Consider the following 22,448-nt stretch of genomic DNA (forward strand, 5'->3'; position numbering starts at 1 on the left):
CGGGGCTTCCCCGGCCGGCACAGCCCGTTCAGCTCCGCCCGGTCCGGCCGCCGTCGTCGGCCGCGGCTGCCCGGGAACGCCCTCCTGCGGCCGGTTGCACCGGCTTCAGGGGCCGGAAGAGCGCCGCAGCGCGCACCGCTTTGCGGATGGCCCTGCCGGCCGCGCTGAACGGCATCCGGAGCAGCAGGCCCAGCCTGCGCGTGACCGACAGCGGAAGCCACGCCGCTGACAAGCGCCTGGGCAGGGTGGCGTTCGCCCGGAGGGACGCTTCCACGGCGGCCACACCGGCAGCAATGTCCTCGCCGGCCGGGCCGGCAATGATGTCCGGGGAGCCCGCACCGCCCGGGCGGCCGTAGCGGTACTGTTCGAACGCCGAGGTGAAGAACGACACTGCCTGGTGCGCGTCCTGGTCCATGCCGCCAGGCTCGCCCAACAGTTCAGCACGGAACCGGGCTGAGTAGGCCCTGGGGGTCTCGCTGTCCGCGGCGGGCAGGCCGTAATCGGTGCCGAGATCCCTGATCTCATTCCATGCCAGCGGGACTGCCACGTCCCGGTCCTTTGGACGCAACCGCCGCGACCTGGTGCCAAGGCGGACCAGGTGCGGGGCAGCCGCCAGGAGAACAAGGCCCATCACGGCGGACGCACCAAGGAGCCAGGGCATCAGTTGCGCGCCCTCGCCGGTGTTGCTGCCGCCGGCGCCGGGGACAGCCGGCGGCGTCGCGCTGGGGGATGCGGCGGGAACCGGTGCCGTGTCCGGAATGAGGCCGTCATTGCTGCCCAAGGAATCCGGAACGGAAGGTGCGGAGGCCTCGGTGGCATAATCCGGGACCACCCCGCGCGACGGCGTTGGCTCGAAGGGCACCCAGCCCAGGCCCTGGAAGTACAGTTCCGGCCAGGCATGGGCGTCGCGCGCATCCGCCTCATATTCCGGGAGGGCGCCCTGGCCGGACACAGACACGGTGGCCCCGGTCAACCTGCCGGGGGCATAACCCACGGCGATCCTGCTGGGGATGCCTTCCAGCCTGGCCATCACCGCCATGGCCGAGGCGTAGTGGATGCAGTAGCCGCTCTTTTGCTGCAGGAAGTCAGCCAGGACGGAAAGGCCGTTGCCGTCGTAGCCGCCCTGCACCGGAGACTGCAGCGAGTACGTGAACTCGGACGAGCGCAGGTACTTCTGGATGGCCATGGCCTTCTGGTACGGCGTCCCCGCAGCTCCGGTCACGGTCCGTGCAGTGTTCCTGACGATGTCGGGGACGTTGCCGGGAATCCGGGTGAAGATATCCGGAATACCCCGCACCGGCGCTGAGGACTGGGCCAGGAGCACAGCGGAAAGCTTGGGTACCGCCGAGGTCACCAGGTACTCCTGCCGCCGCGTGGTGGTGTCGGTGCCTTTGATGCTCAGCGTGGCGGGATCCCACGTCCACTGGCCGCCTAGCCCGCGGATGGTTTCAGGCGCGTACGGGACCGGCAGGTAGGGGCTGGTGAAGGCCCCGGCGTCGACGGCTGTCACCAGCCGCACCTGCTCATCGGCCAGGACCGCGTACCCGGGGTCGATCCGGCCGTCAAGGGGCACCCTGGACGCGGTGCGGTCGTCCGGCCCCCACGAATCGCCGTCGAAGTTGTCCACCGTGACAGAGCGCAGGTAGAGGGGGTTGGGCGAATTGGTGGCGTAGGTGATCCTGCCGCTTCCGTCAGGCGTGCGGAGGCTGCTTCCCAGGGTGATCATCGGGTTCAGGCCGGTGGAGGCACCCCACGGATTGAGCCGTGAGCCCTGCGGGAACGTGCCGCGGTCGAACCCGGGAATTGCCAGGGGCAGCAGCAGGGTGGCCACCAGGGCCACGGCGCCCGTCAATATTGCCCTGCGCAGCAGGCCAGGGCTCCTGGCCGAGGCGCCCTGCAACCTGCCGTCGGGGGCAAACCACTGGCTGCAGGCAAGGATCAACAGGTATCCCGCCACGGTGGCGACGAAACTCCACACCCCCACACTCTGCGGCTTGATCATGGCCGGAACCACCAGCAGGGCAAGCAAACCGGTGCCGGAGGCGGCCGGCATCCCCAGCGGCACCGCGAGTGCGTCGACGAGGATCACCGCCAGGCCAAGCACAGCGCAGACCACCATGACGATCCCGGCGTTGGGTGCCACGGGGGCTGTCTCTGCCAGGACTGTCTCGCTGGCCCGCCGGATCAGCCGGTCCAGCTCCGGTAGGGTGGCGCCGGTGGGAACCACCCAAAGGAAACTGGAGCTGCGGAAGAACGTCAAGGTCAAGACGGCGCCCAGTGCCACGAACCCGCCTGCAGTGACCAGCAGGGGCTGGGCACGGACGGAACGCAGGACGGCCAGGGCGAATGCCACCACCAGCACCGTGGTCATTGCCGGCCAGTACCAGTTCCACCCCCGCAGGACACCGTTCAGGGACAGGGCGGCCCCGCAGACGGCCACCGTGATGGATGCCGCCATGGCCCATGGATAGGCGCCGGCACGCATCCGGCCCGCGGGCATCTCCGGACGTGGCTGTGCCTCGTGCCCGGCACCCGTTGGCCGGGCCGGTGCCATGGTCATTTGGCCACCCCCGCTCCGCGTCGGACCTCTGATGCCGGAACCACCGGCAGTGCCGCGTCCTGGTCCAGCTGGCCCCATGCAGTGGCAAGCCGGGTCGTCGGCGCCACGGCCAGCGCCCGCCAGCCGCCCTGCCTCAGCACTTCCAGGACATCCTGGGCATCCGCAGGCCGCTCCACCGCCAGGATGGCGAACGAGTTGGTGCCGTACGCCGCAGCCGGCGCCAGTGCCGCGGCCTCCTCGGCGGTAACGCGTCCCAGCACGGCGATCAGTGGGCCCCGCATCCGATGGGCGGACAGCTTGTCCATCAGCTGGTCATCAAAGGCCGGTGGCCCCTGCTCCGCACCCGCCGGCGTCCGCACCCCCGGAGCGCCCCTGCGTTCCGCGTACCTGGCCGGGGCCTCCCGATGGATGACCTCCCGAAGCAGTCCGTCCCGCCGGGGGTGGGCCGGCCCGGACAGATGGATTGCGGCCAGGCTTTCGGCTATTGACTGCAGCCCGGACGCCCCGCTGAATTCCTCCATGGCCGGTTCCGGGGCCGATGGCGAGTGGAGGAACGCCGGTTCCCCGCCGGTATCCAGCAGCCGAAGGCTGTAGTTGCGCTCCGCCAGGTGTGCGCTGACGGACATGGCGGCAACAACAGACCACTCGAAGGTGTCGCTGGTGGCCGGTGTATGTCCCTCCGGGGCCGGCAGGCCCGGCAATGATGTGCCGGGGCCGCCGCCAAACGCCCCGGCCCTGTGGTCCAGGATGATGGTGGCCTCAGGCGTGGTGACGGACTCTTCCTGCCGGACCATCAGGGATCCGTGCCTCGCCGTAGCGGGCCAGTGGACCCTGCGCATCGGGTCCCCATGACGGTACTCACGGGTCATGATGTCGTCATCGCTCGGGTTCGCGCGGACACGGGTGGCGGTAACGCCGTCGCTCCCGCGCGCTCCGGCCAGCCCGGTGGCGGGCAGGACGACGGCGGCAGGCGTCACGGTCAGGACGTCGCCGTCGTCGATGGCCTGGCGGTGCAGGGAGAGGCCGAAGGGGTCGGTGAACTCGGCCGTCACGGGTCCGATCCTGAACTGCCCCCGGTGTCTGGACGTGAGGTGGTACTCGTAGCGGCTTGTGCCGCCGGTGGCGGACCGGGACGGGAACCAGAAGGAAGGCGCCTGGCCGAAGTGCGCCGGCAGACGCTCCTCCATGGCCACGCGTCCGCTGCCCGGGCCCGTCCTGGCCACCGCAAGATGCACCGTTGCCGGGGCTGAGGTTTCCACGGGGGAGGGGTTGAATTCCCGGTAGACGCGGAAGCGCGGTTTGACCAGCCGGATGCCGGCAAGGGAGACCAGCGGCAGGACCAGCAGCAGCAGGGCCAGCGTCAGGAGGTCCCGGCGTCCCATGACCTGGGCCGCTGCCAGGGTGAATGCCCCGGCTGCGAGCATGCCCCAGCCGCGCCTGGTGAACAGATGCCGCGGAAGCTTGTCCAGCAGGGCCATGGTCCGCGCCTAGTGGTTCCTGCTGCCGGCGGCGGCCGCGGCCCGGTTGGGCTGCCCGGTCTGGGCCTGGGGCACGGGCAGCCGGGACAGGATGCCCCGCAGCACGCTGTGCGGGGTCTCGCCTGCGCCGGCTGCCTTCCGGTCCAGGATGATGCGGTGCGCCAGGACGGCCTCGGCCACGTCCCGCACATCGTCCGGCAGGACAAAGTCGCGTCCGTCGAGGGCGGCTGTGGCCTTTGCGGCGCGCAGCAACTGCAGCATGGAGCGGGGACTGGCGCCCAGCCGCAGCAGCGGGCTCTCCCTGGTGGCCCTGCCCACTGACACCGTGTATTCCTTGACGGCTTCCGAGACATAGACCTGCTGGACGGTGGCGGTCATCGCTGCCACGTCCGCCGCCGTGACGACGGGGGAGACATTGGCCAGCGGCGAGACCGCCTGGTGGGTTTCGAGCATCTCGATCTCTGCGGCCTTGTCCGGGTAGCCCATGGAAATCCGGGCCATGAACCGGTCCCGCTGGGCCTCGGGCAGGGGATATGTGCCCTCCATTTCAATGGGGTTCTGGGTGGCCACCACCATGAACGGCTCATCCAGCTTGTAGGACGTACCGTCCACCGTGACCTGGTGCTCCTCCATGCATTCCAGCAGCGCGGACTGGGTCTTGGCGGATGCGCGGTTGATTTCGTCGCCGATGACGATGTTCGCGAAGACCGCACCCGGCCGGAATTCGAAGAGCCTGGAGGCCTGGTTGTAGATGGAAACCCCGGTGACGTCGGAGGGCAGCAGGTCCGGGGTGAACTGGATGCGGTTGACGGTGCAGTCGATGGTCCGGGCGAGGGTCTTTGCGAGCAGGGTCTTTCCGACGCCGGGCACGTCCTCCAGCAGCAGGTGGCCCTGCGCGAGCAGGACTGTGAGGGCCAGCTTGGCAGCATCGGATTTGCCGTCGATGACCGTGTTGACCGTGGTGAGGATGCGCTGCGCCGCGGCGTGGAAGGACCCCGAATCCATGGCCGCCGGCCGGTGCCCGTTCAGGTGGCTGACGGAATCGGCGACGCCGGCCAGGTTCAGGTTCGGTGCGCTGGCATTGTTGGCAGTGCGTCGGTGGGGTTCCATCGGCAACCTTTCAGCCCGGGGTTCACCTGGACGGGACAGCAAGCCTGCCTTCGCCCCTTGGTGGGCGTGCGCGTGTGTTCGTTCCAGACTACTAACACAACTGCCGTGCCTGACAGAGAGTTCCGGTAAATATAGGGGTACCTTCGGCCGATAGTGTGGGTGGATGTGCAATTCCTCTATTCCCGCCGCCTACCGGGTGCCATCCGACGAGGGGACGCCGGACCCGGACGCCCCGCGCCGGAAGGATTTCCCGCCCGCGCCCGAGCCCCTGCCGGTACCGGTCATGGACAACCACACGCACTTGGATTTCCCGGAAGGAAAGGGTCCCGTAGGGATCAAGGCTGCGCTGGATGCCGCGGCGGCCGTAGGGGTGCAGGGCGCCGTCCAGGTGGGCTGCGACCTGGAATCCTCGCGGTTCACCGTAGAGGCGGTGGACCAGGATGAACGGCTCCTGGGGGCTGTGGCCCTGCATCCCAATGATGCTCCGCACTATGCGGCCCGCGGTGAACTGGAAACGGCCCTTGCCGAGATCGAACGACTGGCTGCGCATCCCCGGATCCGGGCCATCGGTGAAACCGGACTGGACTTCTACCGCACCCAAGGCGAGGGGCTGCGCCATCAGGAGTACTCGTTCCGCCGGCACATCGACATCGCCAAACGCCTGGACCTCACCCTCCAGATCCACGACCGGGACGCGCACGGCGACGTGGTGCGGGTGCTCCGGGAAGAGGGGGCGCCGGACAGGGTGGTGTTCCACTGCTTCTCCGGAGACGAGGACCTGGCGAAAACCTGCAACGAACAGGGCTGGTGGATGTCCTTTGCCGGCACGCTGACGTTCAGGAACGCCACCAACCTGCGCGCTGCGCTCGCCGTGGCGGACCGGCAGCTCATCATGGTGGAAACGGATGCGCCGTTCCTGACGCCGCACCCGCACAGGGGACGTCCGAATGCCAGCTACATGGTCCCGTACACGGTCCGGAGCATGGCAGAATTGACAGGCTCCGACCTGGCTGGGCTGTGCACCGCGATCAGCGAAAATACCGTGCGCGCATACGGTTCCTGGGCCTGACATCCCGCCCCGTCTTGGCCGCAAAATGCATATCTGGTATGCAAAAATGTTGGCTGCTTTATAACGCTACGGTTACAGTGGGTAACTATTAGCCGGGGTCGGGGAAGGCCAGCGGGTAATTTCACTCCATTTGCAGCCGGCCCGGCCTGTCCAGAATCCGGCTCTGCCGCTGCGCGGAGTGTGGCGGCGCACCGGTGCCCGGACTGTCCTTTTCAAGGTTGCTCCGGGCATTTTATTGCGCGTTTCCCCGTGCCCGGATAGACCGAGAGTTACGGGCAATCGTGATCAAGTTCTTCACATCGGACGGCAAGTTCAGCTATATCAAGGTTGGCGCCCAGCTGCTGGTGCTTTGCGGCCTGGTCGCGGGCCTCGTAGCCTTCGTGGGCAATAACAAAACAATCACGCTCAACGTGGACGGCAAAGCGTCGTCCGTGCAGTCCTTTGGCGGAACAGTGGAACAGGTGGTCAAGAGCGCCAACCTGGAACTGAAGCCCGGCGACCGCGTATCGCCTTCCCTTGACGCGACCGTCCAGAACGGCACCGTCATCAACATCAACCAGGCCAAGGAAGTAAAGGTCAGCCTTGACGGGGCCGAAAAGACAGTCAACACCACGGCGCAGGATGTCGAAGACCTGGTGACCGAACTCGGCGTCGCCAGTGCCTCGTCCGTTTCGGCGCCCAAGGATGCCACCCTCTCGCTGGCCGGTTCCTATGTTTCGATTTCCACCCCCAAGACCGTCAGCATCGTGGCCGACGGCAAGGTGAACACCGCTACCACAACTGCCCTTACCGTTGGCAAGGTCCTGGAGGATTCCGGCGTGACCCTCGGCGCCAACGACCGCACCTCGCAGCCGGCGAACGCCAACGTGGTGAACAACATGGTCATCAAGGTTTCCCGGGTGGACACCAGCCAGACGGCCGTCACCAGTGAAGAGGTGCCCTTCGAGACCGTTACCGCCGAAAGTGCGGACATGCTCAAGGGCGATAAGGAAGTGACCCAGGCAGGCGCTGCCGGCAAGCTTGAGCGGACCTTCAAGCTGGTGCTCGTGGACGGACGGGAAGCTTCCCGCACCCTGGTCTCAGAGAACGTGGCCGTGCAGCCCGTCACCGAGAAGGTCACCGTCGGCACCAAAGCCAAGCCTGTGCCGCAGGCCGCACCTGCGGCACCTGCCGGCGCAAACACCGGGGCGGCAGCACCGGCCATGATGAATGAAGCCATGTGGGACAAGATTGCCCAGTGCGAGTCCACTGGAAACTGGAGCATCAACAGCGGCAACGGCTACTACGGCGGCCTCCAGTTCGACATCCGCACCTGGATCGGAGCCGGCGGCGGTGCCTACGCCCCCAACGCCAGCTTGGCCACCAAGGCGCAGCAGATCGACATCGCCAACCGCGTATACGCGCAGCGCGGCCTGTCGCCCTGGGGCTGCGGCTGGGCAGCAACCAGCTGATCCACCGCTCAAGCGCATACTGAACAGCGTGGCCGGGCCCGGGTACTCCGGGCCCGGCCACTGCCGTTAATCCGGCAGGGCAGGGGTGGCGCGCGGGATAGGATACCTAGGTGACTGAACCGATCCCCGCCGTGCCCGCACCGTTGTTCGGTGCCTCCGACATACGCCGGATGGCAGAGGAAATCGGTATCAGGCCCACCAAGACCCTGGGCCAGAACTTTGTGATCGACGGCAACACCATACGGCGGATTGTGGCCGCAGCAGGTGTGGGCCCGGACGAAACGGTGCTCGAGGTCGGTCCGGGGCTGGGGTCCCTCACCCTGGGGCTGCTTGACGCTGCAGCGGCGGTTGTCGCCGTCGAAATCGATCCCGTCCTTGCCGCAAAGCTTCCGGAAACCGTGCAGGAATGGCGGCCGGCCGCCGTCGACACCTTCCACCTGGTCCACGCCGATGCCATGAAGGTCACCGAGCTGCCGGTGGAGCCCACGGCCCTCGTGGCCAACCTGCCCTACAACGTGGCGGTCCCGGTGGTGCTCCACCTGTTGCAGCACTTTCCCAGCCTGCGCCACGGCCTGGTGATGGTGCAGGACGAAGTGGCTGACCGGCTGGCCGCCGGCCCGGGCTCCAAGACCTACGGGGTGCCGTCGGTCAAGGCCGCCTGGTACAGCCAGATGCGCAAGGCCGGCGTGATCGGCATGAACGTTTTTTGGCCGGCCCCGAAAATCCATTCCGGGCTGGTGGCCTTCACCCGTCGCGAACCGCCGGCAACCACCGCCACCCGGGAGCAGGTGTTCGCCGTGGTGGATGCTGCGTTCGCCCAGCGCCGCAAGACGCTTCGGGCGGCCCTGGCGGGCTGGGCCGGGGGAGCCCCGGAAGCGGAGCGCTGCCTCCTCGCGGCCGGCGTCGACCCCACCGCACGCGGCGAGGTCATTGATATTGCCGCGTTCGCCAGGATCGCCGAAGCCAGGGAAAACCGCCCGTGAGCGCGGGACTTGAGAGGGCAGGCACGGGGCGGTTCGCCGCCCGGACGGTCCGGGTCAAGGCTCCGGGCAAGGTCAATGTCTCCCTGGCCGTAGGCCCGCTCCGGCCCGATGGCTACCACTCCGTTGCCAGCGTCTATCTCGCAGTGTCCCTCTACGAGGAAGTGGCAGCGACCAGTACCGCTGCCCCCGGCATTACCATCAGCCTCAGCCCGGAAAGCACTCTGGACCTCGACGCCGTCGACATCCCCCTGGACGGCAACAACCTGGCCTATAAGGCGGCAGCCATCATGGCTGACGTCTCGGAGCACGCCACGGGCGTGCACCTGGAAATCACCAAGCGTGTTCCGGTGGCCGGCGGGATGGGCGGTGGCTCCGCCGACGCCGCCGCCACGCTCCTGGCCTGTGATGCGCTCTGGAACAGCGGGCTGTCGCGGGAGGAACTGGCGCACCTGGCATCCGAACTGGGAGCCGACGTCCCCTTCCCGCTCCTCGGCGGCACCGCCGTCGGCCTCGGCCTGGGTGACGAACTGTCCCCGGCCCTGGCGAAGGCGCAGACCCACTGGGTGCTGGTGGTGGCCGACTACGGGCTCTCAACCCCTGAGGTGTACCGGACGCTGGACCGGCTGCGCGCAGCCGAAGGGGTCGATGCGGGTGAGCCCACAAGCGTGGATCCGCAGATCTTGGCGGCGCTGCGGGGCGGGGACGCCGAATCGTTGAGCCGGGTGTTGGTCAACGACCTTCAAAGGGCTTCCATTGAATTGTCGCCCGCCCTGCGCGATACGCTGGGAATCGGCGAATCCCATGGGGCCATCGCAGGAATCGTTTCGGGTTCCGGCCCCACCGTGGCTTTGCTGGCTGATGACTCCGTTGCGGCGGAGGCGCTGGCGGAGGACCTGCAGCACTACGGCTTGACAGCCCTCCCCGTCCACGGCCCGGTCCCGGGCGCGCGCATCATCTCTGACACCCTCCTTTAAAACGTACAGTCCGGCAGCAGAAAGCAGTTCCCTTTGGCACACCTTCTTGGCGGCGAGAACCTCACGGTCTCCTACGCAACCCGCACCGTCCTTGACGGCATCACCTTGGGCCTTGAGGAGGGTGACCGGATCGGCATGGTGGGCCGCAACGGCGACGGCAAGTCCACGTTGATGAGGCTGCTGGCCCTGCGGTCCACGCCCGACTCCGGCCGCGTCACCAAGCGGGGCGACGTCAACGTGGGTTACCTGGACCAAAGCGACGTGCTCGACGGCGACCTCACCGTGGGTGCAGCGATCGTGGGGGACCAGGCGGACTACGAATGGGCCCGCAATCCCCAGATCCGCGAAGTCATGGGCGGGCTGGTGTCCGACGTCGATTGGCATGCCAACGTCCATGCGCTGTCCGGCGGGCAAAAGCGGCGCGTGGCCCTCGCCAAGCTGCTGATTGAGGACCACGACGTCATCATGCTTGATGAACCAACCAACCACCTCGACGTCGAGGGCGTGGCCTGGCTGTCCCGGCACCTGAAGACCCGGTGGCGGGCAAACCAGGGCGCATTCCTGGTGGTCACCCACGACCGCTGGTTCCTCGATGAAGTCTGCAACAAAACCTGGGAAGTCCACGACGGAATCGTGGATCCCTTCGAGGGCGGTTACGCGGCCTATGTGCTGGCACGCGCTGAGCGGGACCGTTCGGCGTCGGTCATGGAAGGCAAGCGGCAGCAGCTGGTCAAGAAGGAGCTCGCCTGGCTGAGGCGCGGCGCGCCGGCCCGGACAGCAAAGCCAAAGTTCCGGATCGAGGCGGCCAACGCCCTGATTGCGGACGTTCCCGCCCCCCGGGATTCCATGGCCCTGAGCAGGATGGCCACGGCCCGGCAGGGCAAGGACGTGCTGGACCTGGAAAACGTCTCCCTTGACTTCCAGGGCGGCGACGACGGGCGAAAGCTCTTCGACAACATCACCCTGCGCCTTGCCCCGGGCGAACGCCTGGGATTGGTGGGCGTCAACGGTGCCGGCAAGACCACCCTCCTGAAACTCCTTAACGGAGAAATCACCCCCGACGCCGGGAAGGTCAAGCGGGGCAAGACCGTGGTCACCGCGGTCCTCAGCCAGGAGGTCAAGGAGCTCGACGACGTCGCCGACCTGCGCGTCATTGAAGTGATTGAGCGGGAAAAGCGTTCCTTCAACGTTGGCGGCAAGGAGTTCAGCGCAGGCCAGCTCGTGGAGCAGCTCGGCTTCACCAATGAAAAGCAATGGACCCCGGTCAGGGACCTCTCCGGCGGCGAGCGCCGCCGCCTGCAGCTCCTGCGGTTGCTCGTGGGGGAGCCCAACGTGCTGATGCTCGACGAGCCCACCAACGACCTGGACACGGACACCCTCGCGGCCGTGGAGGACGTACTGGACGGCTGGCCCGGCACCCTGGTGGTGGTCAGCCACGACCGGTACCTGCTGGAGCGCGTCACCGACCACCAGATGGCCCTCCTGGGCGACGGCAAGCTCCGCGGCCTTCCCGGGGGCGTGGACCAATACCTGGAACTGCGCGAGTCGGCCCTGGCAGGCTCCACGGTGACCGGCGGCGGCAACCCCGTCACCAGCGCCGGCCAGGCCCCCTCAGCCAGCGGGACCGGAGCGTCCGAGGCCGAGAAGCGGGACGCCCGCAAGGCCCTCAACAGGATCGAGCGCCAGATCAAAAAGCTCGACCAGCAGGAGAAGAAACTCCACGACGAGATGGTCAAGAGCACGGAGAAGTCCGACTTCGACGCCCTCGCCGAACAGAACAGGCAGCTCAAGGACCTGGCCGACGAAAAGGACGCCCTGGAACTCGAATGGCTGGAGTCCTCAGAACTCCTCGGCGACTGAGCCCACCTTGGTTGGGTCCGGAACCGGCCCTTCGACGTCGCTTAGACACGTCGCGAAGAGGGCATTTCGGTCGCTGGGCGACCTCAACGCCCTGACGCGCCGCGATGCGCGACTTTCCGAAGGCCCGGCTTCCGGAATTCGTCGGCACCTTTCAGCTCGGCCGCCGATCCAGACGGGACACTTGCACGAGCGGCGTGGTGGGCCTTCGTGTAGTCGCGCATCGCGAGCCATCGGGCGCATAAGGTCGGCCAGCGACCGTTGGGCCCCTATGCGTCGTAAGCGTCGTCCCGAGGGCCCCGAGGCGAGCTTGCGAGCCTTGGGAAGGGACCTCCGCGCTAAGCGACGGCGAAGGGCTCCTGTGCCGCGAAGGTGATCACAGCGCCTGCGAAGGCGACCTTCGCTCAGGGTTCAGACTGCAGCTCCGGGTCCTTCTTCAAGCCGGTCAGGCCGTTCCAGGCGAGGTTGACCAGGTGCGCGGCGACCGTGTGTTTGTCCGGCTGGCGGCTGTCCTGCCACCACTGGCCGGTCATGGCCACCATGCCCACGAGCATTTGGGCGTACATGGCGCCGTCCTCGCCGCTGAGGCCGCGGCGGGAGAACTCTTCGGAGAGGATGTGTTCCACGCGGGCGGTGACGTCGGAGAGCAGGGTGGAGAAGGCGCCCTCCGGCTGGGATGGGGGAGCGTCGCGCATCAGGATCCGGAAGCCCTCGGTGCGGTCCTCGATATAGGTGAGCAGGGCCAGCGCGGCGCGTTCGACGAGGACGCGGGGTTTGGCTTCCTCGGTGAGGGCCGCGGTGATCGCGTCCAGGAGGATGTGGAATTCGCAGTCCACCACCTCGGTGTACAAGCCTTCCTTGGAGCCGAAGTGTTCGTAGATGACCGGCTTGGACACTCCGGCGCAGGCGGCGATTTCCTCGATGGTGGTTCCGTCCAGGCCGCGGACGGCGAAAAGGCCCCGCCCGACGTCGATCAGCTGGTTTCGGCGCTGCACGCCCGTCATCCGCATCCGCGGAAGGTTGTTGCTCACGTTCCCATCATGCCTCACCGCCGGCGGCTGGATTCCGGGGCCCGGAGGAGTGGAATGTCCCGTGTCGCGCGGCGGCCTGAACCCGTGGCAAAATAGGGACTTGTGCCCGGGCCTTGAGTCTTTAGGCACGGTCCGCTCTGGTGTAATGGCAGCACCCCGGCCTTTGGAGCCGTGGAGTATAGGTTCGAATCCTATGGGCGGAACTGCTGCGCAAAAGCGATCATGAGGATGGCACCCGGTGCCCGGCGGGCTGACCCGCCGGACGCCGAACAGCGCCAGCACAACCAAGCAAGGAGAGCCCGTACGTGATCCCCGAGAATACCGGCCCGGCCGCTGTAATCGTTCTGGCAGCAGGCGCCGGTACCCGGATGAAGTCGCGGACACCGAAAATCCTCCACGAAATCGGCGGCCTGTCCATGGTGGGCCACGCACTCCGTGCCGCCCGCAGCATCAACCCGCAGCGGCTCGCCATCGTTGTGCGGCACGAACGGGACCTGGTGGAAAGCCACGTCGCCGCCCTGGATCCGCAGGCAGTGATCGTTGACCAGGACGACATCCCCGGAACCGGCCGGGCCGTGGAGGCCGCACTCCAGGCACTTCACGCCGAACAGGACCTGGCAGGCACCGTCGTTGTCACCTACGGCGACGTGCCCCTGCTCTCCGGGGAACTGCTCACCGAACTCGTGGCCACCCACGAACGCGACGGCAACGCCGTTACCGTCCTCACGGCAGTCCTTGACGACGCCACCGGCTACGGCCGGATCCTGCGCGGCGAAGACGGCTCCGTAACCGGCATCCGTGAACACAAGGACGCCACCGAGGCCGAGCGGCTGATCCGGGAGGTCAACTCCGGAATCTACGCCTTTGACGCCGCAATGCTCCGCGAGGCCCTGGGCAAGGTCACCACCGACAACGCCCAGGGTGAGAAATACCTCACCGACGTGCTGGGACTGGCCCGCGAGTCAGGCGGCCGGGTGGCTGCCGTGGTCACCGCCGACCGCTGGCAGGTGGAGGGCGCCAACGACCGCGTCCAGCTTGCCGCCCTCGGCGCCGAGCTGAACCGGCGTACCGTGGAAGCCTGGATGCGCGCCGGCGTCACCGTCGTCGACCCGGCAACCACCTGGATCGACTCCTCCGTCACCCTGGACGAGGACGTCCGCATCCTGCCCAACACCCAGCTGCACGGCGCCACCACCGTGGCCAGGGACACCGTCGTGGGCCCTGACACCACCCTGACCGACGTCACCGTGGGTGAGGGCGCCACGGTGATCCGCACCCACGGCTCCGGCTCCGTGATCGGCCCGCGCGCCGCCGTCGGCCCCTTCACGTACCTTCGCCCCGGCACTGTGCTGGGTGAAAAGGGGAAGATCGGCGCCTTCTATGAAACCAAGAACGTCACCATCGGCCGCGGCTCCAAGCTCTCCCACCTGGGTTATGCAGGCGACGCCGAAATCGGCGAGGACACCAACATTGGCTGTGGAAACATCACAGCCAATTACGACGGCGAGAAGAAGCACCGCACGGTCATCGGCTCGGGCGTCCGTACAGGCTCCAATACCGTCTTTGTTGCCCCGGTCACCGTGGGGGACGGCGCCTACAGCGGCGCCGGCGCGGTGATCCGCAAGGACGTACCGGCAGGCGCACTTGCGCTGAGCGTTGCCGCCCAGCGCAACGCCGAAGGATGGGTCCCCGCGAACCGACCGGGAACCCGCTCCGCCGAACTGGCCCAGGCCGCCACCAAAGACTCCTCAAGTACCCCGGCATCTACAGAAGAGGGCAAGTAACAATGAGTGAAATTACGGCGCACGGCGAGAAGAAGCTGGTGCTCGCCACGGGGCGGGCCCATCCTGAGCTTGCCCGGGAAATCGCCAAGGAACTCGGCACTGACCTCCTTCCCGTTGATGCCTACGACTTCGCCAACGGCGAGATCTATGTCCGGGCCGGCGAGAGCGTGCGCGGCACCGATGCCTTCGTGATCCAGGCGCACCCCGCACCGCTGAACAACCACCTCATGGAACAGCTGATCATGATCGATTCGCTGAAGCGGGCCTCCGCCAAGCGCATCACCGTGGTTTCGCCGTTCTACCCCTACGCCCGGCAGGACAAGAAGGGCCGCGGCCGCGAGCCCATCTCCGCCCGCCTGGTGGCGGACCTCTATAAGACCGCCGGTGCGGACCGCATCATGAGCGTGGACCTGCACACCTCCCAGATCCAGGGCTTCTTCGATGGGCCCGTTGACCACCTGATGGCCATCCCGCTGCTGGCGGATTACATCCGCACCCGCGTTGACGCCGAGAACATCACCGTGGTGTCCCCGGACACCGGGCGCGTGCGGGTGGCAGAGCAGTGGGCAGAGCGGCTGGGCGGGGCGCCCCTCGCCTTCGTCCACAAGAGCCGTGACCTCACTGTCCCCAACCAGGCCGTCTCCAAGACCGTGGTGGGCCAGATCGAGGGACGCACCTGCGTCCTCATCGACGACATGATCGACACCGGCGGAACCATCTCCGGCGCCGTCACGGTGCTGAAGAACGCCGGCGCCAAGGACGTCATCATCGCCGCCACGCACGCCGTCTTCTCGGATCCGGCCGCGCGCCGCCTCTCTGAGTCCGGTGCGCGCGAAGTAGTGGTCACCAACACCCTCCCGCTGACTTCGTCCCAGCAATTCCCGCAGTTGACGGTGCTCTCGATCGCACCGCTGATTGCCAGGGCCATCCGCGAAGTGTTCGACGACGGCTCCGTCACCAGCCTCTTCGACGGCAAGGCCTAAGCACCACCTTCAGACGGGTCCTGCTCCCGGCGGCTGCCGCCAGCCGCCGTGGGGCAGGACCCGTTTTCAGTATTCCGTTCCGGCGCTGGTAAGCTGGTCAGCGATACCTTGGCGAGGGAGGGCATAGCCTCCGTTATCGACTGGGTCTGAACAGTCCTTCAGCTGAAGGACTACCTTCTTGAAGGCCGCCATCCGGCGCCCGGCGTTGAAGGTCACCCCAGACCTCCGCCCTTGCTGAACACCGTTTAGTCTTTCAAGGAGATATCCATGTCTGAGCAGAAGCTCGCAGCAGAACTGCGCACCGAATTCGGCAAGGGCTACGCCCGCCGCGCCCGGATGAACCACCAGATCCCCGCCGTCATCTACGGCCACGGCGCAGAGCCCATCCACGTCACCCTGCCGGCGAAGGCCACCACCCTGGCTGTCCGCACCGCCAACGCCCTGCTGTCCCTGGACATCAACGGTGAGGGCCACCTGGCCCTGGTCAAGGACGTCCAGCGCGATCCCGTAAAGCAGATCATCGAGCACATCGACCTCCTGACCGTCCGCCAGGGCGAGAAGGTCACGGTTGACGTTCCGGTCCACGTTGAAGGCGAAACCGCTCCCGGCACCGTGCACAACCTGGAACTGACCGTTGTGTCCCTCGAGGCTGAGGCAACGCACCTGCCCGAGTCCATCGTCGTCAGCATCGAAGGCCGTGGCGCCGGCGAGCACATCCACGCCTCCGACCTGGTCCTGCCCAAGGGTTCCGCTCTCCTGACCGACGCCGAGGCTCTCGTGGTAAACATCTCCGAGGCCACCGCTACCCAGGAAGAGACCGAAGCTGCCGAGGCAGCAGAGGAAGCTCCCGCAGCCGAAGAAGCAGCAGCCGAGTAATTACCCGGCAATTCATGGCGGTGGCCGGACCCCAAGGGTCCGGCCACTGTCATGTCCGCAGGCGGGGCTTCAATTCCGCCAAGACCGCCCCCATAGGATTGACTCCATGACAGATACCTGGCTGATCGTCGGCCTCGGCAACCCAGGCGCACAGTACCAAGGCAACCGGCACAACGTCGGCCAGATGGTGCTCGATGAACTTGCCGCCCGCGTCGGGGCCGGATTCAAGACCCACAAGGCCCGCGCCCAGGTCCTGGAAGGCAGGTTGGGCATCGGTGGTCCGCGGGTGGTGCTGGCAAAGCCGATGAGCTACATGAATGTCTCCGGCGGTCCGGTCTCCGCCCTGGCGAATTTCTACGGAATCACTGTGGACCATGTGGTGGCCGTCCACGATGAGATCGACATCCCCTTCAATACAGTCAAGCTCAAGCTCGGTGGCGGCGAGGGCGGCCATAACGGGTTGCGGGATATCTCCAAGGCGCTGGGCACCAAGGACTACCTGCGGGTCCGCGTAGGGGTGGGAAGGCCGCCCGGCAGGATGGACACCGCTGACTACGTGCTGCGGGATTTCGGCACTGCGGAACTGAAGGAATTGCCCTTCCTGCTGGACGATGCAGCGGATGCCGTCGAGTTCGTGCTGCGTGACGGACTGGCTGCCGCCCAGCAGAGGTTCCACCCGGCCAAGTCGGGATCACAACCGCCGGAATCGTAAAAGTTCCCTTCGACCCTATTTCCTTGTCAGTGCCACGGGGTACTCTTCTTCCTATGCGGGGGAGCAATGGGGCTACATCCCGCTAGTGCAGGATGTAGGGGAAAAGTTCATGTCAATCGAGCCACTCAGCTGGGGACGTGGGTCAACACCTCAGGGTGACCTGCTGCCCACGCCAACCTCCGGGGCGCCGGAGGGCCAGCAATGGTCCATGCCTGCACGAAGCGCCAACCTCGACGCCGTCCGCACCGCCCTGACCAGCGAGGACTCCCTGGGAGTCGTCATCACCGGTGCCAGGGGTGTGGGTAAGTCCTCCCTTGCGCGGGCGGCTGTGGCAGACCTGGGTCCCGAGGTCTGGTCGCTGCAACTCCGGAGCGGACCCTCCGGTTCCAATACGCCGTATGGCTGCCTGTCGTTCCTGTTGGCCCGGCTGCCGCAGGCCTACATGGGCTCGCCCACGGCCATTCTGCGGGGCATCACCTCGCTTATCCGTAGTGACGCCGCGGGCCGGCCCTGCGTCATTACCCTGGACACCTCCGCCTGTATCGACGACATGAGCGCCGGAGTGCTGTTGAATGTCCTGGTGACCGGTACGGCGAAGATCATCGCGGTCGCTCCGAATGCCAGCGACCTGCCGGCCGACTTCCATTGGCTGCTGACGGAGCGGAAGCTGACAGAGGTGAGGCTCAACAACCTCAACGAGCTGCAGACCCGGCAGGTCCTCCTGTCACTGCTGGGTCACCGTGTCGCCTCCTCCCTGGTCACCACCTACCACCAGATGGTGGGCGGAAACCCCCTGCTGCTCAAAGCCCTGGTCACCGAACAGCAGCTCTCCGGAAACTTGGTCCTGTCAGATTCGGTGTGGACGCTGCGGGACAAAGTGGTGCTCGACGGCGCTGCCAGCCTTGATGACATCGTCCGGTCGCGCTGGTCCCGGGAGACACCCGGGACGCGGGACGTCGTCGAAATGCTTTCCTGTGCCCGGCGGGTGGAACTGGCCCGCCTCACCGCGATATACGGCGCGGATGTGGTTGCGGACATGGAAGACGCTGGCCTGCTGCAGATCGACGACTCCGAGCACCGCTGGGTGTCGCTGCGGGAGAAATACATCGGAGACGTCGTCAGGACCTGGCTGAGCATTTCCCGGCGCCGGGAGCTTCGCAGCATGTTGCTGGGCGGCCAGGAGCCGGATCCGGCGGCCATGACAGTGGAAGAACTCATGTCTTTCGCCGCCTGGACCCATGAGTGCGAGGCCGAACTGAGCCCGGCGCTGGCGCTCGCAGCCGCCCAGGCCGCAGTCCAGCTCTTCGACCCCCGCTTTGCCTTGACCTACGCGGAGATGGTTCAGCGGACCGACGCAGGGTGGGCACCGGCGCAACGGCAAAAGGCTGCGGCGTACCTTCAGCTGGACCTGCCGGACCAGGCCCTTTCCGCCCTGGACGCCATTTCCCAGCCCGAACTCGAGGCACTTGACCCCCAGGAGTACGCCGAGGTGGTCGCCGCCAAAGCGCGGGTCATGCTCTGCATTCCGGACCAGGCGGGCAAGGTCCGGGAACTGCTCGCCGCGGCCCGCGACCGGCTTGAGACAGTGGACAACAGCTCTTCCTGGCCGGAACCCGCAGCGGTTGCAGTAAACCGCATCTCCCTGAGTAAGTTCGAATACCAGGCCCATACGGGCGATTACGCGGCCATGATCCCGGCGCTGGAGCGGGCGGCCGATCCGTCCGCCAATCCGGACACCGGGTTCCGCCTCCAGTCCGCAGTCATCCTGATGAGCGCACTTGCCCTGACCGGGCGCGAGATGGACGCGCTGGGGCTCATGCGAAAGCTCGGTGGCCAGCTCACCGACGCCTCGCACGTCGTGGGCCTCCGCGAACGCTATACCAGGGAGGCTTACTTCGTCGCGCTGATCACTGGCCAGTGGCGGCGCTGCATCGACCTCCTCAGCCCCTTCAGCACCGGGCAGACCCACCGGCTTCCATACCGCAGCGCCGCCACCGAACTGGCGGCCGGCGTGGCCTTTGTCTTCTCCGGCCGCGGTGACGCAGCCCTGGAGCCTTTGATCTCAGCTGCTGCCCAGCTTGAATTGCAGCCTGTCCAGACCGCGCTGCGGACCGCCTACGCGGCAACGGCTTTGGCTTACGCCCAGACCGGCAATGCCCCGCTGGCCCGCAAGTACCTGGCCAAACTGCAGAGGACACCCGGCAGGGCAGGGTTCGCCACGGAGAGCATCATCGATTTTTGTTCGCTCGTGGCCGGGCGCTGGCTGGGCGACTCGGAGGCAGTGGCAGCCCTGAAGCAAGGGGCCCGCCGGAACCTTGAAGCGGGCAGGCATACAGTTGCCGGGATCTACCTGCTGGCGGCAACAGTGAACGGCAGCGACGCGGACTTCCGCCTCCTCGAGGAGATCGCCGGCGGCCGGCAGGGTCCGCTGGCGGAAGTTTCGCGGCTGATCGCCGTCGGCAGCAGGACAAAGGATGCCAAAACCCTCCTTGCCGGCGGTGAAATCGCAGCAACGCTCGAACTCGATGCCGTTGAGGCCCGGTGCATGGCGCTAGCGGTGGACTTTGCCCGGCAGGACGGGGACGCCCTTTCGGCGAGGACGGCGCAGGCGCGGCTGGACATCCTGGCCGCAACTGTCGCGAACCTTCCCATCGTTCCCAGCAGCGGGAGCCCGCTGCTGACCAGCCGGGAACGGCAGATCGCCCGGATGGCCGGCCGCGGCGTCTCGAACCGTGACATCGCCATGGAAATGGGTGTTTCCGTGCGCACGGTGGAAGGCCACCTGTATCAGGTCTTCACCAAACTTGGCGTGACTTCAAGGGGTGATCTGACTGGACTCGTCTAATGGCCACAAACCGGCCACTGCGCACCGGCTCCTTACCGGACGGAGGGAGCCGGTGGATCGCATCTGCACCATGGTCCGCGACGGAACCCACCGGGCCATTTTCATCATGGCCGGCCCGGGCATTGGAAAGTCGGCGGTCACTGACGCCGTGACCGAGCGCCTTGCCGGCAACATGAAGATTCTGCGCATCCACGCCAGTTCGGCGCTGGCCGGGGTGCCGTTCGGGGTCCTGACCCCCTACACGGGGGAACTCACTGCCGAGGAGTCCGTCTCGCCCGTCGCGGTGCTGCGTTCCATGTGGTCATACTTCGAAAAGCTCAAGGCCGGCCACGGGGGAGCGGTCCTGCTGGCAGTGGACGATGCCCACCACCTGGATGATGCTTCCGCAGGGGTGCTGGCTGAAGTGATATCCGCCGGATGGGCAACAGTGGTTGCAGCCGCCAGGCCACGGCCGGGCCTGCCGCAGCCGCTGGACCAACTCTGGTATGACGGGCTGGCAGAACGGGTGGACCTCCGGCCCCTCAACCGGGAACAGATTGAAGAGGTCCTGGCCCACGTCCTTGACGGGACCGTCCCCGCTGCAACAGTGGACTCCATATGGAACGCATCAAGCGGCAACCCCCGGATCCTGGACGCCCTGCTCCACGACTCCGCTGAAGCCGGCGTCCTCGCCAAGCGCAACGGAATCTGGGTGCTGCTGGGCCAACTGCCCGTGGACGGGGCCCGGCTGGCAGGCGTGGTTGCCAAAGACCATCTGCGCCGCCGCACTGAGGAGCAGGAAGCCCTGAAGCTCATCGCCCTTGCCGGACCTGTGGGCAGGAAGGTCATCGAAGACATCAGCGGGGCGGCAGTGGTCCGGTCCCTGCTGGACCAGCAGATCATCGTCGAAGCGCCCGGCATCCCCTCCGAGCTTTCCATCTGGAACGGGCTCTTTGCCGGCGCCATCAGGAACACTGTGTCGGTCTCCCGCAGCCTCCAGTTGCTGGAGAAGGTCAAGGCCCGCCAGGACCCCACCCAGTTGCAGGGGGAGGGCCGGTTGCGGGCCGTGGAGTGGGCCCTGGAGTGCGGCGTCAGGGTCAGTGACGACGAGATGCTGGCAGCGGCCAAAGAGGCCCTGTTGAGGTTCCGCAACCACAGTGCACGTTCCATTGCGGCCCGTATCCAGGATCCCGCCATGGTTCCGCTGGCCCAGGCCATCCAAGCGCGGGCGCTGTATAACGAGGGTGCGTATCGGGAAGCCGCTGCCCTCCTGGACGAATGCTGGCTCCCGCTCGCTGAAGACCCCCAGGGACCGGCCGTCCTGCTGCTCCGCGTCTGGGCCCATCAGGCCAGTGGCCATCCCTTGGGGATGACCGCAGAGGACGTCGAAAAGCACGTGCCGGCTTCCGGACACGGCTACACGAACTGGCAGGAAGAACTCCTGCACCTGCTGCACCTTGGTGCAGAGGTGAACTTCCAGGCACTGAACGACGCAGTTGACGCGATGCGGAAGCGCCCCCCGGCAGAAGCCGGGGAGCCCATCCGCGCCCTGGCCGAGGGTCTCCTGGCCCATGCCCTCGTCTCGGCGGGGCGCCCCGCCCAGGGATTGGAGGCCGCGCTGCTGGCGGCCTCGGAACTTCCCCCGCTCGAAGGCAGCCTGTTCTTCTTCCCCGAGTTTGTCCTGGGACGGCTCGTATCCGACTACCTGGCCATGGGTGAGTGGGAGTCCGCGGAGCGGGAGATCAACCATTACGCCGCCGGACACGCGTCAGGTGCGGCCACCTTCAACGGCAGCCTGGAGCTGCTGCGGGGCTACTCGCTGCTGCGGCAGGGCCGGATGGAACGCGCCTACCAGGTCCTGCTGCCCGCCGTGGAAGCGCTCCGGCTCAACGACCCCCTGCAGCTGTACCGTTTCGGCACCGCGCTTGGCTTCTACGCCGCAGCCAGGCTTGGAGACAACGAGCAGGCACAACGCCTGGAACAGGATCACAAGGACGCCGACGCCGGCTGGCCCGCGCACGATCTCCTGGCCGAAGCCTACATGGCGGCGGCCGCCGAATACCTGATTCGTGACGGCAAGGGCCTGGCCGCGCTGCAGACGCTGATGACCACCACCGAGGCCTCCGCCAGGACAGGGAACTTCCTTGAAATCCTGACGATGTGCTGGGACCTCGGGGACCCCTCCGTTATTCCCATGGTGCAGTCAACAGCGCGTGGCGTGGAAGGCCGGTGGGCCGAGGCACTGCTCACTTTGGCCACTGGGTGGGAACATGCCGACGGCGACACCCTGATGGCGACGGCTGCCTCGCTGGAGGAGGCAGGCTTCGTCAACCTCGCCCGTGAAGCCTACGCCCGTGCCAGCACCATCCTGGAACAGGCCGGGGAACGCCGCCGGTCACGGCAGGCCGTTGCCCAGCGCGAAAAGTGCGACCACGAACTGGGGGAGCGGTTCCGTGAAGGACGCTTCATCGCCGCGGCGCCCACAGTGCGGCTTACCAGGCGGGAACAGGACATCGTCGAGCTGGCAGTGGAGGGCCTGACCGACCGCGAGATCGCGCAGCGGCTCATGGTCTCCGTCCGCACGGTGGAAGGCCACCTGTACCGCACCTACGTCAAGCTCGGGGTCCGCAGCCGCGATGAGCTGGAAGCGGCCCTGCCAAAGTAGTCCCTGGCCTTCGAGCCGCCTCTGCGGCACGCTGTGCCGCCGCACCGCTGCCCGGGCGCGTGCTGCCCTATGACTGCCCCGGGAAACCCGC

At 67.0% G+C, this 22,448-nt stretch carries 15 protein-coding genes and 1 tRNA gene; 12 read left to right on the forward strand and 4 right to left on the reverse strand.

All coding sequences use genetic code 11. The features are described 5' to 3' along the window. Positions 1–28: 28 nt before the first annotated feature. From FBY33_RS11435 to FBY33_RS11445, 3 genes are read right to left on the reverse strand one after another with little or no spacing between them, the layout of a single operon-like run. Positions 29–2,560, reverse strand: coding sequence for a transglutaminase family protein (locus FBY33_RS11435; RefSeq protein ID WP_142030666.1), 2,532 nt, complete (start codon positions 2,558–2,560; stop codon positions 29–31). Further along, positions 2,557–4,038, reverse strand: coding sequence for a DUF58 domain-containing protein (locus FBY33_RS11440; RefSeq protein WP_142030667.1), 1,482 nt, complete (start codon positions 4,036–4,038; stop codon positions 2,557–2,559). The genes FBY33_RS11435 and FBY33_RS11440 overlap by 4 nt, the downstream gene beginning before the upstream one ends. 9 nt (positions 4,039–4,047) lie before the next feature. Continuing rightward, positions 4,048–5,148: an AAA family ATPase gene (locus tag FBY33_RS11445; protein WP_142030668.1), complete on the reverse strand. Its 1,101-nt coding sequence runs from the start codon at positions 5,146–5,148 to the stop codon at positions 4,048–4,050. Between the two features lie 163 nt (positions 5,149–5,311). On the opposite strand from FBY33_RS11445, the gene FBY33_RS11450 reads away from it, so the two are divergent. The 5 genes from FBY33_RS11450 to FBY33_RS11470 all read left to right on the forward strand — a co-directional run bounded on the left by FBY33_RS11450 (position 5,312) and on the right by FBY33_RS11470 (position 11,485). After that, positions 5,312–6,217, forward strand: coding sequence for a TatD family hydrolase (locus tag FBY33_RS11450; protein WP_142030669.1), 906 nt, complete (start codon positions 5,312–5,314; stop codon positions 6,215–6,217). 281 nt (positions 6,218–6,498) lie between these two features. Next, on the forward strand, positions 6,499–7,668 hold the full coding sequence (locus FBY33_RS11455) for a resuscitation-promoting factor (RefSeq protein WP_142030670.1): 1,170 nt from the start codon (positions 6,499–6,501) through the stop codon (positions 7,666–7,668). A 110-nt stretch (positions 7,669–7,778) separates the two neighbouring features. Next, positions 7,779–8,651 carry a 16S rRNA (adenine(1518)-N(6)/adenine(1519)-N(6))-dimethyltransferase RsmA gene (rsmA, locus tag FBY33_RS11460; RefSeq protein WP_142030671.1) on the forward strand — a complete coding sequence of 291 codons (873 nt, stop codon included), beginning with the start codon at positions 7,779–7,781 and terminating at the stop codon, positions 8,649–8,651. Next, entirely contained in the window at positions 8,648–9,625 is a 978-nt protein-coding gene (locus FBY33_RS11465; protein ID WP_142030672.1) for a 4-(cytidine 5'-diphospho)-2-C-methyl-D-erythritol kinase, read from the forward strand. The genes rsmA and FBY33_RS11465 overlap by 4 nt, the downstream gene beginning before the upstream one ends. A 33-nt stretch (positions 9,626–9,658) precedes the next feature. Next, positions 9,659–11,485: an ABC-F family ATP-binding cassette domain-containing protein gene (locus FBY33_RS11470; RefSeq protein WP_142030673.1), complete on the forward strand. Its 1,827-nt coding sequence runs from the start codon at positions 9,659–9,661 to the stop codon at positions 11,483–11,485. A gap of 401 nt (positions 11,486–11,886) precedes the next feature. Here FBY33_RS11470 and FBY33_RS11475 read toward each other — a convergent pair whose 3' ends face one another. Further along, entirely contained in the window at positions 11,887–12,513 is a 627-nt protein-coding gene (locus tag FBY33_RS11475) for a TetR/AcrR family transcriptional regulator (RefSeq protein ID WP_142030674.1), read from the reverse strand. A 131-nt stretch (positions 12,514–12,644) separates the two neighbouring features. Here FBY33_RS11475 and FBY33_RS11480 point away from each other — a divergent pair. The 7 genes from FBY33_RS11480 (at position 12,645) to FBY33_RS11510 (ending at position 22,357) form a co-directional block, all read left to right on the forward strand. Continuing rightward, positions 12,645–12,716, forward strand: a tRNA-Gln gene (locus FBY33_RS11480). A 102-nt stretch (positions 12,717–12,818) separates the two neighbouring features. Beyond that, on the forward strand, positions 12,819–14,297 hold the full coding sequence (gene glmU, locus FBY33_RS11485) for a bifunctional UDP-N-acetylglucosamine diphosphorylase/glucosamine-1-phosphate N-acetyltransferase GlmU (RefSeq protein WP_142030675.1): 1,479 nt from the start codon (positions 12,819–12,821) through the stop codon (positions 14,295–14,297). A gap of 2 nt (positions 14,298–14,299) precedes the next feature. Continuing rightward, positions 14,300–15,280 (forward strand): ribose-phosphate diphosphokinase, encoded by a 981-nt coding sequence (locus FBY33_RS11490; RefSeq protein ID WP_142030676.1) that lies wholly within the window; start codon positions 14,300–14,302, stop codon positions 15,278–15,280. A gap of 267 nt (positions 15,281–15,547) precedes the next feature. Beyond that, complete coding sequence (locus FBY33_RS11495) at positions 15,548–16,156, forward strand: 50S ribosomal protein L25/general stress protein Ctc (RefSeq protein WP_142030677.1); 609 nt, start codon at positions 15,548–15,550, stop codon at positions 16,154–16,156. 106 nt (positions 16,157–16,262) lie between these two features. Beyond that, positions 16,263–16,868, forward strand: coding sequence for an aminoacyl-tRNA hydrolase (gene pth, locus FBY33_RS11500; protein WP_142030678.1), 606 nt, complete (start codon positions 16,263–16,265; stop codon positions 16,866–16,868). Positions 16,869–16,977: 109 nt separating this feature from the next. Beyond that, positions 16,978–19,713, forward strand: coding sequence for a helix-turn-helix transcriptional regulator (locus tag FBY33_RS11505; RefSeq protein WP_200831369.1), 2,736 nt, complete (start codon positions 16,978–16,980; stop codon positions 19,711–19,713). Positions 19,714–19,765: 52 nt separating this feature from the next. Next, the gene (locus FBY33_RS11510; RefSeq protein ID WP_142030679.1) at positions 19,766–22,357 is read left to right on the forward strand and encodes a helix-turn-helix domain-containing protein; all 2,592 of its coding nucleotides are present in this window, start codon (positions 19,766–19,768) and stop codon (positions 22,355–22,357) included. Positions 22,358–22,448: the final 91 nt, after the last annotated feature.

The organism is Arthrobacter sp. SLBN-112 (assembly GCF_006715225.1).
Classification (GTDB): Bacteria; Actinomycetota; Actinomycetes; order Actinomycetales; family Micrococcaceae; genus Arthrobacter.

Coding starts and splice junctions, on each gene's coding strand:
- FBY33_RS11435 (WP_142030666.1), bottom strand. CDS start 2,560: ATGACCATGGCACCGGCCCGGCCAACGGGTGCCGGGCACGAGGCACAG.
- FBY33_RS11440 (WP_142030667.1), bottom strand. CDS start 4,038: ATGGCCCTGCTGGACAAGCTTCCGCGGCATCTGTTCACCAGGCGCGGC.
- FBY33_RS11445 (WP_142030668.1), bottom strand. CDS start 5,148: ATGGAACCCCACCGACGCACTGCCAACAATGCCAGCGCACCGAACCTG.
- FBY33_RS11450 (WP_142030669.1), top strand. CDS start 5,312: ATGTGCAATTCCTCTATTCCCGCCGCCTACCGGGTGCCATCCGACGAG.
- FBY33_RS11490 (WP_142030676.1), top strand. CDS start 14,300: ATGAGTGAAATTACGGCGCACGGCGAGAAGAAGCTGGTGCTCGCCACG.
- FBY33_RS11495 (WP_142030677.1), top strand. CDS start 15,548: ATGTCTGAGCAGAAGCTCGCAGCAGAACTGCGCACCGAATTCGGCAAG.
- pth (WP_142030678.1), top strand. CDS start 16,263: ATGACAGATACCTGGCTGATCGTCGGCCTCGGCAACCCAGGCGCACAG.
- FBY33_RS11505 (WP_200831369.1), top strand. CDS start 16,978: ATGTCAATCGAGCCACTCAGCTGGGGACGTGGGTCAACACCTCAGGGT.